The 17,020-nt window shown below is 46.2% G+C and carries 14 protein-coding genes; 9 read left to right on the top strand and 5 right to left on the bottom strand.

Going from position 1 to position 17,020, the window contains the following annotated elements:
• The 7 genes from BM607_RS22215 to BM607_RS19095 form a co-directional block, all read left to right on the top strand.
• Window positions 1-3,471: Ig-like domain-containing protein (locus tag BM607_RS22215; RefSeq protein ID WP_249269615.1), on the top strand; the 3,471-nt coding region annotated here is incomplete at its 5' end.
• A 236-nt stretch (window positions 3,472-3,707) separates the two neighbouring features.
• Window positions 3,708-4,259, top strand: coding sequence for an ADP compounds hydrolase NudE (nudE, locus tag BM607_RS19120; RefSeq protein ID WP_006087513.1), 552 nt, complete (start codon window positions 3,708-3,710; stop codon window positions 4,257-4,259).
• Between the two features lie 71 nt (window positions 4,260-4,330).
• Window positions 4,331-5,143, top strand: a complete 813-nt coding sequence (cysQ, locus tag BM607_RS19115; RefSeq protein ID WP_006083628.1) for a 3'(2'),5'-bisphosphate nucleotidase CysQ — start codon at window positions 4,331-4,333, stop codon at window positions 5,141-5,143.
• Between the two features lie 7 nt (window positions 5,144-5,150).
• Window positions 5,151-5,594 (top strand): GNAT family N-acetyltransferase, encoded by a 444-nt coding sequence (locus BM607_RS19110; protein ID WP_071940515.1) that lies wholly within the window; start codon window positions 5,151-5,153, stop codon window positions 5,592-5,594.
• A gap of 316 nt (window positions 5,595-5,910) precedes the next feature.
• Window positions 5,911-6,522, top strand: coding sequence for a TetR/AcrR family transcriptional regulator (locus BM607_RS19105; protein ID WP_071940514.1), 612 nt, complete (start codon window positions 5,911-5,913; stop codon window positions 6,520-6,522).
• Window positions 6,513-8,390 (top strand): MFS transporter, encoded by a 1,878-nt coding sequence (locus BM607_RS19100; RefSeq protein WP_071940513.1) that lies wholly within the window; start codon window positions 6,513-6,515, stop codon window positions 8,388-8,390. Before BM607_RS19105 ends, BM607_RS19100 begins: the two co-directional genes overlap by 10 nt.
• Before the next feature lie 55 nt (window positions 8,391-8,445).
• The gene (locus BM607_RS19095) at window positions 8,446-9,759 is read left to right on the top strand and encodes a hypothetical protein (protein WP_071940512.1); all 1,314 of its coding nucleotides are present in this window, start codon (window positions 8,446-8,448) and stop codon (window positions 9,757-9,759) included.
• A gap of 50 nt (window positions 9,760-9,809) precedes the next feature.
• Here BM607_RS19095 and mnmH read toward each other — a convergent pair whose 3' ends face one another.
• The 3 genes from mnmH to BM607_RS19080 form a co-directional block, all read right to left on the bottom strand.
• A complete protein-coding gene (gene mnmH, locus BM607_RS19090; protein ID WP_071940511.1) occupies window positions 9,810-10,910 on the bottom strand; it encodes a tRNA 2-selenouridine(34) synthase MnmH in 1,101 nt (366 codons plus the stop codon).
• Entirely contained in the window at window positions 10,910-11,968 is a 1,059-nt protein-coding gene (gene selD, locus BM607_RS19085) for a selenide, water dikinase SelD (RefSeq protein WP_006087518.1), read from the bottom strand. The genes mnmH and selD overlap by 1 nt, the downstream gene beginning before the upstream one ends.
• Window positions 11,969-12,063: 95 nt before the next feature.
• Entirely contained in the window at window positions 12,064-13,170 is a 1,107-nt protein-coding gene (locus BM607_RS19080; protein ID WP_071940510.1) for a fatty acid desaturase, read from the bottom strand.
• A gap of 144 nt (window positions 13,171-13,314) precedes the next feature.
• Here BM607_RS19080 and fabR point away from each other — a divergent pair, with 144 nt between their 5' ends.
• Window positions 13,315-13,929: an HTH-type transcriptional repressor FabR gene (fabR, locus tag BM607_RS19075; protein WP_006083621.1), complete on the top strand. Its 615-nt coding sequence runs from the start codon at window positions 13,315-13,317 to the stop codon at window positions 13,927-13,929.
• 129 nt (window positions 13,930-14,058) lie between these two features.
• Here the strand turns inward: fabR and trmA are convergent, their stop codons facing one another.
• Window positions 14,059-15,156 carry a tRNA (uridine(54)-C5)-methyltransferase TrmA gene (trmA, locus tag BM607_RS19070; protein ID WP_011848155.1) on the bottom strand — a complete coding sequence of 366 codons (1,098 nt, stop codon included), beginning with the start codon at window positions 15,154-15,156 and terminating at the stop codon, window positions 14,059-14,061.
• Between the two features lie 243 nt (window positions 15,157-15,399).
• Here trmA and murI point away from each other — a divergent pair, with 243 nt between their 5' ends.
• Window positions 15,400-16,224 (top strand): glutamate racemase, encoded by an 825-nt coding sequence (murI, locus tag BM607_RS19065; RefSeq protein WP_006083619.1) that lies wholly within the window; start codon window positions 15,400-15,402, stop codon window positions 16,222-16,224.
• A gap of 37 nt (window positions 16,225-16,261) precedes the next feature.
• On the opposite strand, the gene BM607_RS19060 is transcribed toward murI, so the two are convergent.
• Window positions 16,262-16,726, bottom strand: a complete 465-nt coding sequence (locus tag BM607_RS19060) for an RNA-binding protein (RefSeq protein ID WP_006083618.1) — start codon at window positions 16,724-16,726, stop codon at window positions 16,262-16,264.
• Between the last annotated feature and the right edge of the window lie 294 nt (window positions 16,727-17,020).

Genomic DNA, 17,020 nt, shown 5'->3' with positions numbered 1-17,020 from the left:
TTTGCGGCGAGTGATACCGATGTGGGCGACACATTAACTTTAAGCGCGGTGACCAAACCAAGTTGGTTGAGCTTCAATACTGCCACTGGTGTATTAAGTGGCACGCCCAGCAATGCCGATGTGGGCGCGCACCCTGTGTTACTGCGGGTGACGGACACGGATGGCTTAACGGCTGACCAGTCCTTTAGCATTACCGTGACCAACGTCAATGATGCGCCTGTAGCGACAAGTTCAACTGTGACGTTAGAGGAAGATGGTTCGGTGACGATCACCCTTGCGGCAGAGGATGTGGATAATGATCCGCTCACCTATGAAGTGGTGAGTCAGCCAGAATCCGGCACATTAGAGCAACATGGCACTGTTTGGTTATATACCCCTGAGAAGGATTTCAATGGAACAGACGTGTTTAGCTTTATTGCTAAGGATGCCGAGCTGAGTTCAGAGCCTGCAACTGTCACTATTAATGTCACGCCAGTGAATGATGATCCGCAAGCGGTTGATGACGACTACACCTTAACAAGTACCGCCAACGATATTTATGCGCTTGCGGTGCTCGCGAACGATGTTGATGTCGATGGTGATACCTTAACGATTGATGGTGCGGCTGCGGATATCGGCAGTGTGCAAATCACCAGTGATGGCTTGAGCTTTACTGCGCCTGAAGCGTATGTCGGGCCTGTGGCGCTTCGCTACACCATCAGTGATGGTAACAAGGGGCGTGCAAGTGCCAAAGTGAATGTACTGATTGAAGGCGCGGAGTCGGAAAATCAGCCAGTGATCACTTTGCCAGACGATGTTGATGTGAATGCGACGGGCCTATTTACTCGCGTTAAACTTGGTTTCGCGAAAGCGGTCGATCGTAATGGTCATCCATTGCCAGTTTCTCTGGTGAATAAGAGTCTGTTCTTTGCACCAGGCAGCTACTTAGCTTACTGGCAAGCTGTAGATCGCGATGGTAATAAGGCAATCAAGGCTCAAAAAGTGAAAGTACATCCACTGATCTCCTTGAGTAAAGATCAGCTTGTGGGTGAGGGCAATGAGGTAGTGGTGAGTGTGCACCTTAATGGCGTCGCACCCGTATATCCACTTTCTGTGCTTTATACCGTTTCAGGCTCTGCAGGTAGCAGTGATCATGATTTGGTTGATGGGGTGGTCGAGGTGACATCGGGTCAACAAGCTGAGATCCGCTTTAGAACCTTTGAAGATGGTGAGGTCGAAGGGGATGAGGATGTGCTGATTAGTCTAGACCCTAGCTTGAACTTGGGCAGTAAGCAGCAAACTCAGGTGCTCATCACTGAAGCGAATATTGCGCCTAAGGTGACGTTGGATGTTACCCAAGCGGGAGCGCACCAATTCATCGTGGCGCAAAATGGCGGTGATGTTCGCATTAATGCTGATATCAGTGATGCCAATATGCAGGACAGCCTAGCGTCAACATGGGCAAGCGGTTCGCTGAACTTACAATCTGATGATGCGGGTATGTTCTTCTCTCCAGTCTCTGTCCTGCCGGGCATTTATCCTGTGAGTGTGACTGTCACTGATAATGGTTTGCCAGCGCTGTCTACCACAGAGAAAGTCTACATTGTTGTGCGTTCAAGCTTACCTGTATTGACTGGCGCAGACACGGACGGTGATTTGATCCCTGATGTTCAAGAAGGCTTTACCGATACTGATGGTGACGGTATTCCTGATTATTTGGATGCGGTCAACGACTGTAACATCATGCCTGAAGGTGAATTGCAGCCGGTGTACTTCTTGGCTGAGGGTCAGGCTGGGGTATGTTTGCGTTTAGGCAATATTGCTCTCAGACAAGGACAAACGGGCATGCAACTGTTACCTACTTTGGTGCCTGAAGACAGCATCGCGGCCAATGTCGGCGGTATTTTTGACTTCGTAGCGATGGGATTACCACAACAAGGACAGAGTTACAGTCTAGTGATGCCACAGCGCTCACCGATCCCTGCGAATGCGGTTTATCGTAAGTATCAAGCACAAAATGGTTGGAAAGATTTTGTGATTGATGCGCGCAACAGTGTCGCTAGTAGTGAAGGTGAGCGTGGTTTCTGTCCTCCACCGGGAGACAGCCGTTGGACTGCGGGATTAACGGAAGGTCATTGGTGTGTGCAGTTAACCCTAGAGGATGGCGGTCCAAACGATGACGATGGCGTCGCTAACCGTACTATCGTCGATCCAAGTGGCGTGTCCGTGATACTCAATGGCAACCATTTACCAGTGGCTAACCCTGATACGGCCTCTTTACCTTGGAATCAGAGTCTCGATGTTGATGTGCTCGCCAATGATACCGATAGCGATGGTGATGCGCTGACCGTCACGCAAGTGACCAGCGAGTTCGGCACCGCCGTCATCTTGGCTAATCAGCAGCTAAGTTACACGCCAGCAACCGATTTCATCGGTACGGATGTGCTGGTGTATAGCATTACCGATGGTAAAGGTGGCACTGCGAGTACTGAGTTGACTGTGGTAGTGAGTGGCAATACCGCACCAACGACAGTCAACGACAGCGCCGCAACCGACGATAGAACGAGCTTGCTACTCGATGTGCTGAGTAACGACAGTGATCCAGACGGTAATGTTTTAACTTTAGTCAGCGCTACCGCGCAGCAAGGGGCTGTGTCAGTGGAGTCGAACAAGCTGCGTTATATCCCTAAAGCGGGATTCGATGGCGTCGATACCATGACGTATCAGATTAGCGATGGGTTGGGCGGAGAGGCAGCAGGGCAAGTGTTCATTACCGTTAAGGCCTATCAAGAAGTGGTGATTGATAACAAGTCGGGTGGAGGCAGTATGTCCTTGTGGGCATTAGGATTGATTATTACGGCGGGTTTAATCCGCCGCCGTGAATTACATAAAACGCTCTTGGGGGCAGTGGTGCTCGCAGGCACAGTCAGTCAAGCGAATGCGGCTGATAACTGGTATGTCGATGGCTTTGTCGGGCAAGCTCAGGTTGATAGCAGCAGACGAGATTTACAGCCACAGGCTGCAGCTGGCGTAGTGACATCGGTTGATGACAAAGATACTGCGTTTGGCTTAAGTGTGGGTTATCAATGGACTCCCATGGTGGCAATCGAATTTGGCTATGCCGACTTTGGTAATGGGAGTGCGCGGATTGAAGGCGCGAGTCTGACTCCGGCGCAATACCATGAGCAGGTAAAAGCCGTGACCCCCGTATTGGCCGATGGCGTGATGCTGGGATTGCGTTTTACCTTACTGCAGCATGATGCTTGGCGCTTTGAAGTGCCTATCGGATTGTTTCGGTGGCAAGCGGATATCAGTAGCACTATGGGCAATAGCCGTTTAACCACAGAACTCGATGGCACTGATTGGTATGCCGGTGTGCGGTTTAGCTATCAAGTGAGCGACGCTTGGTCAGTCGGCTTGGGGTATCAGTATGTGGATATTGAGCCGAATGACTTCCTCAGTTATCAGCTCAATTTACGTTATCAATTCTAAGCGTAAACCAAACAAAAAGGGGCTTTGCCCCTTTTTACTATTTATAAACTGCAGAATTTTTTAGGCATACTTTGATGCAGTTCACTTAGGCTGAGCTTGGTTTGTGATGTATCTCGCAAAGGACTTGCGGCTTGTCTTTAGCGGTATGTAATAAATTCAGGTTGTAGATTAAAGACAGGATAGTAAGATTGTCACTTATCTTATTTAATTTATCGCTTTTTTATCCAGAGGCAGTTATGTCGCAGCGGCAGAATAAGCCGGAAATATTGCATACCGAAGTTGTCGCGAAAAGCCGATTATTTCAAATTGAGCAAGTGCATCTTAAGTTCTCAAATGGTGTCGAACGCCAATACGAGCGCATGAAAGGCGGCAGCCGTGGCGCTGTGATGATAGTGCCTATTCATCAAGGGCAAATGCTACTGGCGCGCGAATATGCTGCCGGAACCGATAATTACGAGCTCGGTTTTCCTAAAGGTCTTATCGACCCAGGTGAATCGCCAATCGAAGCGGCTAATCGTGAATTGCAGGAAGAAATTGGCTTTGGGGCGAATAAGCTCACGCTATTGAAAGAACTTAGCCTAGCGCCGGGTTATTTCTCTAGTAAGATGCAAATTTTTCTTGCAGAAGATCTGTATGAGAGTCGCCTTGAAGGTGATGAGCCAGAGCCCATTGATGTGGTGCCTTGGGCGCTCGCCGATTGGGAAGCCTTGCTCGATGATGTCGATTTTTCCGAATCCCGTAGTGTGAGCGCGTTGTTTTTAGCGCAAAAGTATTTATACCTTAAATAATCTTTTTCCTTTTAAGCGTTCAAAGCTGGAACGCTTGCAAAACATTCGCGAACTTTGCGATTGGAGTTGTTATGAAGCCAGAAGAGTTGATCGACGAAGTTATTGCGATTGCGACCGATGCCGGGATAACTATCCGTGACATTTATCTCAAAGGTAATTTTGAGCGAGAAATGAAGTCTGACAATACCCCTGTCACTTCCGCAGATTTAGCGGCGAACAAGATCATTTGTGACCGATTGACTGCTTTAACGCCTGATATTCCTGTGTTATCTGAAGAGGCAGCCGACATTCCGCTGAGCGTGCGTGAATCTTGGAAGCGCTATTGGTTGGTCGATCCACTCGATGGCACGGGTGAGTTTATTGCCGGCAGTGGTGATTTTTCGGTGATTATTGCACTCGTTGAGCACAATCGTCCCGTGATGGGCGTGGTGTATGTGCCTATGACGCAAGTGTGTTATTACGCGATTGCAGGTTTAGGGGCATACAAACGCACGGATAAACAGGAAGTGCGGATCAGCAGCCGCCAAATCGAGCACCGTGAAAAGGTCTCCCTAAGATTGGCCGTGAGTCGCCGTCAGGATCCTCAATCTGTATTGACCCTGTTCAACCACCCTAAACATTGCGAGCTCGTGGTGATGGGCGGCGCAGCGTTAAAGAGTTGTCTTGTCGCCGAAGGTCGAGCCGATTGTTATGTGCGAGTTGGCCCAACGGGCGAGTGGGATACGGGAGCGGCGCAAATCATAGTCGAAGAGGCGGGTGGACAGTTGATGGATACTGAGCTGCAACCGTTAACCTACAATGAGCGCGAGACTTTAGAAAACCCTAACTTTATCGTAGTGGGCGCACCCAACTTAGAGTGGGATAAGATTTTAATAGGTGAATGATTTTCGAATGCAGTCTATACGTCCGGTATTAAAGTCAGATTTATTCGCGGTTTATCAGCTTGAGCAGGCCATTTTTGGCGAACATAGCTATCCCGATTTTTTCTTCCGTCAGGGATTTGATTGTTGGCCAGAGCAATTTTTAGTTGCCGTGGATGAAGATAATCTTCTGCAAGGTTATTTACTCAGTGCCCAGAGTAGCGATCCTACCTGTATGTGGATTTTATCTGTTGCCGTAAGTGAAGATGCTCGCGGAAAGGGATTAGGCAAACGTTTGATGCAGCGGTGTTTAGCTGAGTTGCCCGCCGCTGTTGAGCGGGTGTGTTTAACGGTTGACCCGAGTAATGCTGCCCATGGCTTATATCAGCATTTAGGTTTTGTTGATTCGGCTTTTGAGGCCGATTATTTTGGCGCTGGCGCAGATAGAGTTGTGATGACTTATCGCAAGTCTTAAACCTCGCTCTCATCTTTGAACCAAAAATTAGCCTCAAATAAAAACAGCTTTGAATTAAGAATGATTTTTAAATCAAAATAAAAAACGGCGTGCTTACTGAGCACGCCGTTTTTTTATGCTCTTTTAGGCGCTGTAATCCTACAGATCCCGTTCTGCTTGCTGAGGGAATCTAATTCGAGTGTCTATCTTTATCTATCATCTTCAATAATATCCTTCACTATTTACCCGCAGCTGTACGTAAAACAAACTTATTTTGAACGTTGTTTTTTATTTTGACTGCTGTTAGTCTCTTGCTATCCAATAGGGAGTGAGAGCTATGGCTAGACGAAAAGAACACAGCCATGATGAAATTCGCGCGATGGCAATACAAGCGGCAACTGAGTTACTGACCGAGCAAGGTGTTGTCGGGCTCAGTTTGCGCAAAGTGGCCAGCCAAATTGGCTATGTCCCTAGTACCTTGATCAATATTTTCGGCAGTTATAACTATTTGCTGCTGGCCGTTTCTGAGGCAACGCTTAGGGCTTTACATGACAGATTAGCGGGTGTTTGCGCGGTTGACAGTTTGCGTAAAATCATTGCAATGGCGTGGGAGTATAGTCAATTCGCCCATGAACAGCGCCAAGCTTTCAAACTGGTTTTTGAGTTGCAATTACTCGATTCTGAGCCGCTGCCGCAATCACAAGGACAATTGATTGCGGGGTTATTCACACTGATTGAACGTGAGTTAGCGAAGCTTTTCCCAGAGGCGACACCGGAGCAGCATCTCAGTATGAGCCGTGTGTTGTGGGGGGGGATTCATGGGCTAACTGCTTTGTCCCTCGATAATAAGCTCTTTGCTGAATCGTTATCACTGCGGGATTTACTCGAGAGCCATGTGCAGGCTTATCTACAAGGAATGGGTTACCAGAGGGAACTATCATGTTGCTAACAAAACGTTTTTTACCTTATTTTGCGACTCAGTGCCTCGGCGCCTTGAATGACAATATCTATAAAAATGTGTTGCTGCTGTTAGTGACCTTCAGCCAAGTCAAAGATTTACCCATAAGCGTCGATATGTTTGTGAATTTAGCCGCTGGGGTGTTCATCCTGCCGTTTTTTCTGTTTTCGGCCCACGCAGGTGTGGTTGCCGATAATATGGATAAGGCCAAACTTATCCGTCGATTGAAATTACTCGAAGTTATTATCATGTCCTGCGCCGCTATCGCGATAGTGAGCGAGAACTATATGATGATGTTATTACTGTTATTTTTAACAGGTAGTCAGTCGGCTTATTTCGGCCCGGTCAAATATTCCTTGTTACCCCAAGCGTTGAAAGAGGACGAGTTAGTTACAGGCAATGCGTGGGTTGAAATGGGCACTTTTCTCTCTATTCTGGTCGGCACGTTAAGTGCGGGGATCTTAGTTTCTGAAGTCAACGGTACACTTTGGGCTGCCATTACCGTTGCCGTATTGTCTTTAGCGGGATATCTATCGAGTCGCGCCATTCCTGCTTTACCACCGCAGGGCGTCATCGAAAAAATACGTTTCAGGCCGTTATCGGGCACTTGGCGCAGTATTAAAAAAGCGCGTCAAACACCTTCAATCTGGATGGCGATCCTCGCTATCAGTTGGTTTTGGTTTTTAGGCGCGACCTATCTGACTCAATTCCCTAACTTTGCCAAGCTGCATCTGCATTCTGGCGCGACTGTGGTGTCGTTATTGTTGGGCATGTTTTCCATCGGGATTGCCGTTGGCTCCTTCGTCTGTGAACGTTTTTCTTACGGTCATGTGGAACTCGGTTTGCTGCCATTTGGGGTATTGGGATTAACTATCTTTGGTGTCGATTTGCTTTGGGCGATTCCACCTGCGCCAGTGGATGCTGGTTTTGTCTATGGATTAAAAGCCTTTATTGCCGAGTCGCAACATTATCGGGTGATGCTAGATTTCTTTATGATCGGCGTTAGCGGCGGGCTGTTTATTGTACCTCTGTATGCCTTTATTCAATCCCGTTCGGCTAAGGGCGAATGTGCTCAGGCGATTGCTGCCAATAACATTATGAACTCTCTGTTTATGGTGGCTTCGGCGCTGTTATCTATGTTGCTGCTGGGCGCAGCGGGTTGGACGATTCCGCAGTTATTTCTGCTGCTTGCCGTAATGAATTTTGTGGTCGCCCTTTATGTTTATTCGCAAGTGCCAGAATTTACTCAGCGATTTATCAGTTACTTACTTAGCCATGTTATGTATCGCGTGACTGTAACTGGCCGTGAAAAAATTCCGAAGGAAGGGGCTGGCATCATAGTCTGTAACCATGTGAGTTATGTGGATGCATTGATTATTATGGGAGCCTCGACACGGCCGATCCGCTTTGTGATGGATAAATCCATTAGCGAAATTCCTCTGCTGAAGTATGTGTTCCGCCACGCTGGGGTGATCCCTATTTGTTCGCCTAAGCAAAGTGAAGAGACCTATAATCGTGCCTTCGAGGCAATTCATGCGGCGCTCGCCAATGGTGAGTTGGTGTGCATTTTCCCTGAAGGGCGACTCACACCTGACGGTGAACTTGGCGATTTTCGTCCCGGAATTGATAAGATCTTAGCCAGAGATCCCGTGCCTGTGATTCCAATGGCATTACACGGATTATGGGGTTCTTACTTTAGCCATAAGGGCGGGCATGCCTTAGCTAAAATGCCCAAGCGTTTTTGGTCAAGGGTGTCGGTAGATATTGCTGCTCCTCTGGAAGGAGTATCCGTCAGCCGTGAAAACTTACATCATCAAGTTGCAAACCTGCTTGCCGAACGAAATAAAATTGTGATGTAATTAATATGTTTAAAAAACGTATAAAATAATAACTTATAAGCTTTGGAGTTTGGTCATGAGAAAAGGATGTTATGCCAGCACGCTAATGTTATTGCTTGGTGGATGTGGAGGTTCAGGCGATTCAAATAATAGTGACTCAGATGGAGTTACTCCTTCATTACCTCGACTTGTTATGGATGTCGAGAGCACTGCAAATATGTGCAATGTGGTGGAGAAAAAAGCAGGTGTTGATGTTATTGTCCATCGTCATGATGGTAGCATTCTTAGCTCTTATAAGAGTGATGCGCAAGGGCATGTTGATGTCCCTTGGTCTAGTGAGGCATCACATTTGACAGTTGCAGCGCCTGAGTTTATAAGTGGTAGTATCTCTTGGAATATCCGAACAGATCTAAACGCGAAAGCTGGTGACTATGGTATTTATCGCTTTTTTGATGAAAGATTAAATAACAGTTGTGAATGTAGCTATATCAACTTAGATGTTAGTGAGATAGCTACTGTTTATAGTAACTACAACCTTTATGTGGATAATGCTTATATAAATCCTATATTTACTGATTATCCGTTACATGTATGTAAGAGTGATAATAAATTCGCACCTGTAAACATGGTATTAATTCCGAAACAGGGTGGAGTTGCTGCCTACGCAGGAAATATTGATCCAAACGAGCTTGATCTATCACAAGTGATTCCATTGACGAGTAGTATGTTTGAAGGGGCAAATCACGAAGGTACTTTTGTTAATATTGACGTGAATAGCAGCAACTACTCTTTGCGAAGTTACTCAGAAACTGAATATGGTCGTCAAAACTGGGTTATCTGGCCGACAAAAGAAGTTCAGCTATTCCCCGAACTTTTTAATCGTAATCTAGTATCTGCATCGCAACGGATAGATCTTGGTGGAAATGATATAGGTTATTTGAGTTATACTGGATTAACCAGAAGAGCCGTGACTGATACTTCAAATAAATTAAACCTAAATTTACCATTAAATGAAAACCTAATGTTAAGCGAGGTTACGCGTTTAATGGGGGTCATGGATGGTGCTGGTAATACAAGTTACGACTTCAGTTATAACTCTACCAATATGCAAGGTGTTCAGATCACATTAGGGCAAGGTAATGCTTACTGGGCTATTTCAGGCCCCTTAAAAGGCTCGATTCCTGATTTGGATTTACCTACACACTTGCAATCCGTATTTGGTAATTCATCTGTAAGTTCGATGAGTTTTTATGTATGGGGTTATGGTGGTATGGCTGGATTATATGATTTACGTTCAGAACTCAGCAAATCGAGTCGTAGTACTAGCCCTATTCGTTCGACTAAATTCGACGACTATGACTACGAAGATATTACTATTACTGCCTACTAGTTTTTCTAAAGTATTAGCCGCACTGCTTATTGTGCGGCTAATTTTAGACTCTAGTAATAGCTATCCAGCCACTCATGCATGGCTTGATGCGAACCTTTAAAGAGTACCCGTTCGGACTTGTTCTGTAATTGGTATAGGTACATAGGGTCGTAATACTTGTGCAATAACAAGTTTATCCAGACTAAGTGCAGCGAAGTGTCATTCTGGTTGATTTGCTGGTCGAGTGCTTGTTGCATCAAATCTTGCAGTTCTTGATGTTGTTTCCCGCCTAAACGTTTACGAATACTCACTAAACTTTGCAATAGATAGTCGCTAAATGCCGCAAAACCCGCTTCTGCCCCTAGGCGTTCACAGAAACCGCTATACATTTTATGCACATATTCATTGCGTAAGCGTTCGAGCCTCGCATCGTCTGACTCTTCTAGCACTAAGACATTGGCGGCTTGCATTGCATTGTAAAATGTCTGCGGTAGCGCCGAACGCCCAATCAGGAAGCTTTCATCTTCGAGCAGTAAACAGGCAACACCGCTCGTTTGGTGCTGTAGCAAGGCAATGGCAAGCTGATTTTCAAAGTTAATCTGCGTCGGCTGTGGGTCGATATTCTTCCCAAAGCTAGAGCCTCTATGATTGGCTATCCCTTCAAGATCAACCGCTTCTTTACGCTGCAATAAGAAATCGGTTTTACCGCAGCCCGTCATCCCGCTCAAACTCAATAACGGCTGCTGAGCTGGTGCCGCTTCAATCACGCCGATCAGATATTGGCGCATGGCCTTATAGCCACCCTGAATATAAGGGACTTCTACACCGGCTTCTTTAAGCCATTGTTGCGTGAGTTGCGAGCGTAAGCCGCCACGAAAACAATAAAGGTAGGCCTTGGGGTTGGCTTTCACATAGCTTGCCCAAGCTTCGATTCTCTGTTGCTTGATGGGGCCATTAACCAGTGAATGACCCAAGGCAATCGCGGCTTGCTGACCTGATTGCTTATAACAAGTGCCGACTTTTTCCCTTTCACTATCCAGCATCAAGGGTAAGTTGGTCGAGTTGGGAAACGCACCTCGAGTAAACTCTATGGGGGCTCGCACATCCATGATGGGATGTTGATTGAGGAAAATTTCCCGATATTGTTCTGCAGCGACGATCGCGTTTGGCATCAGTACAACACCACATTCGCTTCAGTGGTGGGTGTTTCCAGTGATCCAATGCAAATTGGGGCGATGTGATGCGCATCGAGTAGAGCAATCAATTCCGCTTCGGCTTCGGCCGAGACGGCAACTAACAGACCACCACTGGTTTGCGGATCGCACAGAATCGCTTTTTGATGCTCGCTGAGCTCGGGGAGATGCTCGCCATAACTGTCGTAATTTCGGTGAGTCCCGCCAGGAACGCAACCTAAGGCTAAGTAATCTAAGGCGCGTGGTAGTAACGGCACCGCATCAAATTTGAGTTTTGCCGTGAGCTTGGCACCTTGGCACATTTCGAGTAGGTGTCCCGCCAGTCCAAATCCTGTGACATCGGTCAGGGCGTTTACACCGCTAATTTTGGCAATCGTCGTGCCTATAGTATTCAGCTGGCACATAGCATTAACCGCAATGTGACTGTCTTCATCTTGGAGTTTTTTCTGTTTTTGCGCCGTAGTTAAAATGCCAATGCCGATAGGTTTAGTGAGATATAAACGATCGCCCGCTTTAGCAGTGTCATTTTGTTTTAAGTCAGTTAACGCAATTTGTCCTGTCACTGCGAGCCCAAAAATCGGTTCAGGCGCATCTATGCTGTGGCCACCGGCTAGCATGATCCCCGCTTCCATACAGGCTTGTCTGCCGCCATCGACCACTTGTTGTGCGACTTCTGCAGGTAGCTTATTGATTGGCCAGCCTAAAATAGCGATCGCCATGATAGGCGTGCCGCCCATGGCATAAATATCACTGATCGCATTAGTCGCAGCGATGCGGCCAAAGGTGAAGGGATCGTCAACAATCGGCATGAAAAAATCGGTAGTGCTGATGATGCCTATGTCGTCATTGAGTTTATACACTGCGGCATCGTCACGGCTTTGATTGCCGACCAGCAGATTAGGATCAGTAAACACGGGTAACTGCGAGGCCAAGATAGTGCTGAGCACTTTAGGGGATATCTTGCAGCCACAACCTGCACCATGACTATATTCTGTTAGTTTGATTGATTCTGGGAGTGTAACTGGGGAATCTGACATGATCTCAACAGCCTATTTAAGTGATTAAGGCATCATCATAATCAGATACGGCCACCATGCAAGGTGGCCGTATGACTTTCGGGCAGAATTGTGGTTTAGCTATAAGTTGCGGTTAGGCTTCGCCAATGTTTTTGCTGGACTAAGAAACGCGCTTTTAGCTCTTCAACTTGCTGCAATAGCTGCTGATCGACAAGTTGTTTACGCTTGGCCTCAAGCAAGGTTTTCTTCGCTTGGTAGTAATCCATTAAGTGCAGCTTGAGTAATTCATACTCAGCTTGGACTTTTTCAATAATTTCATCGGCATTGGGTAAGTGCACGACTTTATTCTTGGTCCGCAGCAGCTGCATCTGCAAGCGTGCGCTCTCGATACGTTCCTGTGGACTCGTACGCAAGTCCTTGGCTAACCCCAACCAAGATAATGACTTAATCAACCATTTAGTTGGATCGTAGTGCCACCATTTAATGCCATTACGATAGTCATTTTCGAAGATGTGATGGAAATTATGGTAACCCTCACCGTAGGTCAGCATGGCTAGAAAGCCATTATCGCGGGCAGTGTTCTTATCGGTATAAGGCTGGCTGCCCCACACGTGGGCTAAAGAGTTGATGAAGAAAGTGCAGTGATGTACAACCACTAAACGCAGTAAACCCGCCATCAATAACATAGACACTACGTCGCCATTTAACCAGCCGAGCAGGGCAGGCAGTCCAATGTTCATCAGTAATACGAGTGCGAGGTAATGTTTGTGTTGCCACATAACGATACGGTCATTTTGCAGATCACGCACATTCTGATAATCATGATAGCGTTGCGACTGATATTCTCGCAGCATCCAACCGATATGGCTGTACCAGAATCCCATTTTGGCTGAGTACGGGTCTTTGTCGTTATCATCTACGTGCTTGTGGTGGACTCTGTGATCGGAAGCCCAGTGTAATGCACTGTTTTGTAATGCTAAAGCGCCACCGAGTGCATACATAAACCGTACGGCTGGATGGGCTTTATATGCCTTGTGTGACCAGAGTCTGTGGTAACCTGCGGTGATCGACAAACCACTGGCAAAGGCTAAGACAATAAAAGCGATCCATTCACTGGCGCCATAGCCGTGAACAATACCGCGCCATGGAACTAAGATCACCGCACTGAGGAAAGTGATGGCAAACAGACTGACATTAAGCCAGATGATAGGGGGTTTTTTCATTATAGGTTTCCAAAATTCGCTTTTGAGCGTACATCTGTAAGCTAATTTAGCCTAGCTATATTGTTTGGTCAAGGACGATGGGGCTGTGTTTAATGCCTAAAAGCGGTATTATCGCGTCATTACATTCAGTTAGCGGATTTAAGAATGGGTATTCGAGCACAGCAAAAAGAGAAAACTCGTCGAGCTTTAGTCGATGCGGCCTTTAATCAGCTAAGTGCTGAGCGCAGTTTCTCAAGTCTGAGTTTGCGAGAGGTTGCTCGGGAAGCCAATATCGCGCCGACATCTTTTTATCGCCATTTTAAAGATATGAACGAACTCGGTCTCACTATGGTGGACGAGGGCGGATTAACACTCAGGCAGATGATGCGAAAAGGCCGTCAGCGAGCCGAAGCCGGTGGTAGCGTGATCCGTATTTCTGTTGATACTTTTATGGAAGTGCTTGATTCTAATCCAAACGTATTCCGTATCTTATTGCATGAACGTTCAGGAACCTCAGCAGCGTTCCGTGCGGCAGTTGCCCGCGAAATTGAACATTTTATTTCTGAATTGGCTCACTATACCGAAGCGAAAGCGGGCCGAACTCCGTTATTAGCTCGGGCACAGGCAGAAGCCTTAGTAACTTTAGTGTTTAACGCCGGCGCTTCAGCATTAGATATGAAACGTGCCGATCGTAAAATCCTTGCCGATCAATTAGTCATGCAACTGCGTATGGTCGCCAAAGGCGCCGAGGCTTTGCAGCATAAGGTTGAGCACCGCTAATCTGAGTGACCTGCACATCAGTTGCTAAAAATAATGGAGCCTGAGGCTCCATTATTTTTTGCGAATTTATGTTTGAGTGCTGTGCAGCGTTTAACTGCTATGCAGTCGAGCTCAATGCATTTGAGGTGACTAACGACGCTCTAGTAGGACACCTGTTTCCATGTGATCGGTATAAGGGAACTGATCAAACAAGGCGAAGCGAGTGACTTTATGGGTTTCGTTCAGTTGTTGTAGATTGTCTTTTAAGGTTTCAGGGTTGCAGGAAATATATAAGATCCGCTCGTAACCTTGTACTAATGCCAGCGTATCAGGATCAATCCCTGCGCGTGGTGGGTCGACAAAAATGGTGTTGCACACATAGCTGTCGAGATCGATACCTTCTAAACGTCTAAAGCTGCGTTTCTTCGCCATGGCATCGCTAAAGTCTTCAGCTGACATGCGAATAATCTGCAGGTTCTCAATACCATTCACTTCGATATTGTATTGCGCCGCATCGACTGAAGGCTTAGCGAGTTCGGTGGCCAATACGCGATTAAAGTTTTGCGCCAGTGCAATAGAGAAATTGCCATTACCACAGTAGAGCTCGAGTAAATCACCCTGACTGTTCTGAGTCGCATCGATAGCCCACTCCAACATTTTTACGGAAACTTTGGCATTCGGTTGAGTAAAGCTGTTCTCGATTTGCTTATATAAGAAGGTTTTATCATTCACTTGTAATGACTCGACCACAAAGTCTTTATCTAAATCGATTTTTTGCTTACGGGCACGGCCGATGATGTTGACGTTAAACTGGCTGCTTAACTTGGCTTTTAGTGCAGTCGCATCGGCGCGCCATTGGTCATCAAGCTGTCTGTGATAAAGCAAGGACACTAAGATCTCGCCGCTTAAGGTCGACAAAAAATCCACTTGGAACAGTTTATGTCTTAGACTAGGATTCGGTTTTAGCTCGGCGATTAAGGCCGACATCATTTGATTGATGAGCACGCTGGCTGGCAAGTATTGATCGCATCGCACTTTCTCATTCAATACTTTATCGAACATGTAATAGTATAAGTCGTCACCGTCATGCCACATGCGGAATTCAGCACGCATACGGTAGTTGGCAGGCTCTGAGGCAAAAACTTCAACACTCGGTGTTTCAAATTGGGCAAAGGCTTGTTCTAGCTTGATACGCTTGTGTTCTAACTGCGTATCATAAGTCTGAGGGTCCATTGCTGCTAAGTTCATTGTTTGATTCACCGTTGCTGTAAATTGGGGCGCAAATATTATACTAGGTGACACGAATGTCCAGCATCTTGCTTTTGCTGTTTATGCAAAGCTGTGGGAAAATCTGCGCGCTTGAGTGTGATTCTATGGATATTCAATGAGTATTGGGTTGGATTCATTCAATCATCAAACATCGAATCACTTAATGTTGTAATGCGTTCAATCTGTATAGCCATTTTGTTATAACCGAAACGGGAGACCCGCTTGTCGCGACCTATATTAGTGTTTGATTCTGGGATTGGTGGCCTATCCGTATTGGCTGAAATCCGCAAGAGTTTGCCCCATAGCGACTATTGTTATCTTTTCGACAATGCTAGGTTGCCCTATGGCGAGTTAGAAGAGCAGGTATTAATTGCTGGCTGTATCGCATTAGTATGTGATCTTGTGGCTCGCACCAATGCAATGATAGTCGTCGTCGCATGCAACACCGCGAGCACTGTCGTGCTACCGGCATTACGTGCAAACCTCAGTATTCCTGTTGTGGGCGTTGTACCCGCTATCAAACCCGCTGCACAGATGTCTAAGAGTAAACGTATTGGACTCTTGGCTACCCCTGGCACAGTTAAGCGTCATTATACCCATGAGCTCATCAGCCAATTTGCCGATGATTGCCATGTCGAACTTTTTGGTTGTTCTGAACTTGTCATGATGGCGGAGCAGAAAATAGCGACAGGTGAAATGGACATGCACAGACTGGCAGATTTACTCGCGCCAGTCGTTGCCGCGCAATTGGACGTGCTCGTACTGGGTTGTACTCACTTCCCGATGATCCAAGCTGAATTACAACAAGTGCTCGGTGCGGGCGTAACGCTAATGGATTCTGGCGCTGCGATAGCTAAGCGAGTCGTGACTCTTTTAACGCAACAGAATCTTATTGTGGAGGAGCGCAGAGTAACAAATGAGAGAGAAGCATTAGGGGAGTCAGCAATGCAGGCGTTCTATACTAAAGCGGAAATCAGTGAAGGCTTAACAACAACATTAATTGATTGTGGCTTTTCAACTATCGAACGAATCACCACAACCAACTAAATTTACAACGTCAAACAAAACAGTTTAAACGGCAATACTACTCGTCAGTACCAGTACGGTCGGCAGCTTCCGAATCTTGTGTTTTTGCTTCTCTTACTTTTAAGGTTCTTTCTTGGAAGCTATAGTCATTCAGTTTAACCATGGCTTTCTGAGCGCCAGACTCTGACATCTCCACAAAACCAAAACCTTTACGACGACCAGTCTTACGATCTCTGACTAAACGCACAGAGTTTACTGGGCCAAACTCACCAAATAATACTTTTACTTCACCTTCATGGACACGATAAGGCAGGTTACCTACATATAAGGTCATAGTAGGACCAACATATTGTTCTTCTGTAGCATGAGATGATGAAGTCTCTGGAACAAGTTTAAAGATAAGGCTAGTCACAATAACGCCTGCAACGAAGGCAATATAAGCCGGCAGCGTAGGTGCAAACTGAAATAGCACAAAGGCGCCAACAATGGCGACAATCAAAACAATAAGAAATGACTTTTGCATAAGAATGCTCTCTGATGAATGGAAAATTGATAAATAACTGTTAACAGCAAGTATATGGTAATGAATTATTTACTTTTACACTAGACCATTGCTGAAATATTGAGCGTGAATTATCAATTATTAGATAAAAAAGCTGACTTATCTCCGATAAATAAGGTCTACAAGCTAAAAAATGGTCATAACGTTTAAAATATCGACGTACGATTCAATGATCGCTAAAAAGCCCTTGCGGACTTTCTCAATCTCCCTATAATGCGCATCCACTGACACGGCAGACAGCGTAACGCAAGTTAA

This window comes from Shewanella sp. SACH, assembly GCF_001887095.2.
In the GTDB taxonomy this organism is placed as follows: domain Bacteria; phylum Pseudomonadota; class Gammaproteobacteria; order Enterobacterales; family Shewanellaceae; genus Shewanella; species Shewanella baltica.
The sequence above is the reverse complement of the archived record's forward strand: the minus strand, read 5'-3'. Positions and strand labels throughout refer to the sequence as shown.

Coding starts and splice junctions, on each gene's coding strand:
- nudE (WP_006087513.1), top strand. CDS start 3,708: ATGTCGCAGCGGCAGAATAAGCCGGAAATATTGCATACCGAAGTTGTC.
- cysQ (WP_006083628.1), top strand. CDS start 4,331: ATGAAGCCAGAAGAGTTGATCGACGAAGTTATTGCGATTGCGACCGAT.
- BM607_RS19110 (WP_071940515.1), top strand. CDS start 5,151: ATGCAGTCTATACGTCCGGTATTAAAGTCAGATTTATTCGCGGTTTAT.
- BM607_RS19105 (WP_071940514.1), top strand. CDS start 5,911: ATGGCTAGACGAAAAGAACACAGCCATGATGAAATTCGCGCGATGGCA.
- BM607_RS19100 (WP_071940513.1), top strand. CDS start 6,513: ATGTTGCTAACAAAACGTTTTTTACCTTATTTTGCGACTCAGTGCCTC.
- BM607_RS19095 (WP_071940512.1), top strand. CDS start 8,446: ATGAGAAAAGGATGTTATGCCAGCACGCTAATGTTATTGCTTGGTGGA.
- mnmH (WP_071940511.1), bottom strand. CDS start 10,910: ATGCCAAACGCGATCGTCGCTGCAGAACAATATCGGGAAATTTTCCTC.
- selD (WP_006087518.1), bottom strand. CDS start 11,968: ATGTCAGATTCCCCAGTTACACTCCCAGAATCAATCAAACTAACAGAA.
- BM607_RS19080 (WP_071940510.1), bottom strand. CDS start 13,170: ATGAAAAAACCCCCTATCATCTGGCTTAATGTCAGTCTGTTTGCCATC.
- fabR (WP_006083621.1), top strand. CDS start 13,315: ATGGGTATTCGAGCACAGCAAAAAGAGAAAACTCGTCGAGCTTTAGTC.
- trmA (WP_011848155.1), bottom strand. CDS start 15,156: ATGAACTTAGCAGCAATGGACCCTCAGACTTATGATACGCAGTTAGAA.
- BM607_RS19060 (WP_006083618.1), bottom strand. CDS start 16,726: ATGCAAAAGTCATTTCTTATTGTTTTGATTGTCGCCATTGTTGGCGCC.